This is a genomic window from Acinetobacter sp. YH16053 (assembly GCF_013417035.1).
GTDB classification, from domain to species: Bacteria; Pseudomonadota; Gammaproteobacteria; order Pseudomonadales; family Moraxellaceae; genus Acinetobacter; species Acinetobacter towneri.
Map to the genome: position 1 here is coordinate 1 of NZ_VPEP01000084.1, position 2,295 is coordinate 2,295.

The window sequence follows — 2,295 nt, forward strand, 5'->3', positions numbered from 1 at the left end:
AAAAGTTGTAGATGTTAAAATGAGCTTCTAAACCAACACCCTAACATCTACAGCATGAATACTACATTACGCCCTTTTCTCAAACAACGGTTTCAAGCCTTACAATACGAACTTATTCCTTTAGTCGCAGCCGATTTAGACGGCATCAGCTCAAAGCTCGAACGCATTATTCGTGTGCTCGAGTGGAGTGACATCGAATCCTTGGTATACCAATATCAAGGGTGTGCTGTGGGAAGACCTCCTGCTGACCGCTGCGCTTTGGCATGTGCCTTTATTGCAAAAGCTGAACTTGGTATCGTCACCACACGGGGCTTGATTGAACGCCTAGAAGTTGATCGTAGATTGCGGCGAATTTGCGGCTTCAATCTGTATAAAAAACTACCCAGCGAAGGGACATTTAGCCGTGTTTTTGCTGAATTTGCAGCGCGTAAACTAACCACTCGCGTTCATGAGCAGATGGTGAAGTCCAATCTTGCGGATACGTTAATCGGTCATATTAGCCGTGATGCAACCATGATTCCAGCACGCGAAGGTGTTGAGAAAATAGTTCTCCCTCCTGTTGTAAAACCGCCTGCCAAAAAACGAGGTCGCCCTGCATTCAACTCGCCTAAGACCTTGACCACTAAAATATTAACTGCCATTCAGATTCAACTCACACAGACACTTCCTGAAATGCTCCGAGATTTACCTACGGGCTGTTCTGTTGGCACAAAAACGAACTCAAAAGGGTATTCTGAGAGTACCAAAGGCTACAAGCTTCATTTAGATACAGCATGTTGTGGTGTAGTGATCAGTGCTTATCTGACGGGTGCGGTCGTTCATGATAGTCGTGTTGCCCTGCCGTTATCGTTGATGAGTGAACAGCGTGTTACGGCATGTTATGAGCTGATGGATGCAGGTTATTGTAGTACGGATATTCGAGAGTTTGTGAGATCAAGAGGTCGTGTTCCGTTGATTGATCACAACAAGCGTCAGGGTGAAAAAATAGAATTTTGCAAAGCGGAAGCACAGCGATATAAAACCCGTAGCAGTGCTGAACGCAGTAATGCCCGTTTAAAGGATGAGTTTGGCGGTCGGGTGATTTATTATCGAGGTCACGCTAAGGTGATGAGTCATTTGATGTTTGGTTTGATTGCTCAAACAGCCGATCAATTGATGCGACTTTTGAGGTGACGACAAGGCAATTGATTAAGTGCTTAATGATTGAATATTTGACACAGGTCAACGCATCAGCTTGTTTAAGATATGGAGAAACAAGATGATTGATCCCTAAAATCATAGCGCAACTCGGGTTTGATTAAAAAAAAGCCTCTTTTTTAAGAGGAGCTACAGCTGTGTCGGCTGGGACAATAATTTTGCAAGTTCTTCTTAATAATATCTTTTCTAAAAAAACTATTCTCGAAGTCTATTCTGACCTACAAGATCTTCCATTAACCCCAAAATACAAAAAAGATATCATTGCCTTACGTCGCTCCCTCGAAAGAGATCTAACCAATAATCCCAATAAAGCTTTTTCTATGAAAGAAGTCGCAACAAAGGACAGAATGTTTATTCGTCCTTTGAAAATAGATCCGACTCAAATTGAAAAAGTTACGGAAATGAAAGGAAAATCTATACTTCTTGTCGATGATTTATTGGCAAGTGGTACAACCTTAACAAGTGCTTATAACTTACTTAAAGAAATGGAAATAAGTGAACAAATTGAAGCAATCTGTCTTTTAGGAAAACTGGGCAGTAAATAACTAGAAATCATTCAATGTCACCAAAAATCACTAAAAATCACAAAAGTTAATGTAAACTTTTATTTATAACTGTATACTACAGATAGACCATTCATGTGCTCAATGGTCTTTAAAGATAGGGCTAACGCCCAGAGCCCGGCAGCACCGTCAAGCGAGGTCAGACTGTAAGAGTCAAATATCGTTTATCTAGGCACGGCTAGTAAAGTTTCAAACAAAAAGCTTAATAACTTAAATAAGTTGTTAGGCTTTTTTGTTATTCATAACTATAATTCAAATAAATTCAATATTTTATAAATCTAAGTATGACAATCGTTATATCTATCTCTGTAATTATTGCTTTCATTATTTATCTTAAGCTTTATAACTCACATCCATATTTCTTACTTGATAAAGATGGCGTAATCAAAAAGGAACATCGCAGAACTTTTTGTCATCCATTTATACATTTAGATCCAAATGATTTTAATGATCTCAAATCAATACATCATTCTTACTTTCCTAATGGAAGCTACGAGACTAGATACTATTCATCTGATGGACTAAACAATACCTT

2 protein-coding genes are annotated in these 2,295 nt (G+C 39.0%); both read left to right on the forward strand.

Features of this window, described 5'->3' with window-relative positions:
• The first annotated feature begins 54 nt into the window (after positions 1-54).
• Positions 55-1,173: a transposase gene (locus FTV43_RS15065; protein WP_179995801.1), complete on the forward strand. Its 1,119-nt coding sequence runs from the start codon at positions 55-57 to the stop codon at positions 1,171-1,173.
• A 161-nt stretch (positions 1,174-1,334) separates the two neighbouring features.
• Positions 1,335-1,742: a phosphoribosyltransferase gene (locus FTV43_RS16280; RefSeq protein WP_174660747.1), complete on the forward strand. Its 408-nt coding sequence runs from the start codon at positions 1,335-1,337 to the stop codon at positions 1,740-1,742.
• The last annotated feature ends 553 nt before the right edge of the window (positions 1,743-2,295 follow it).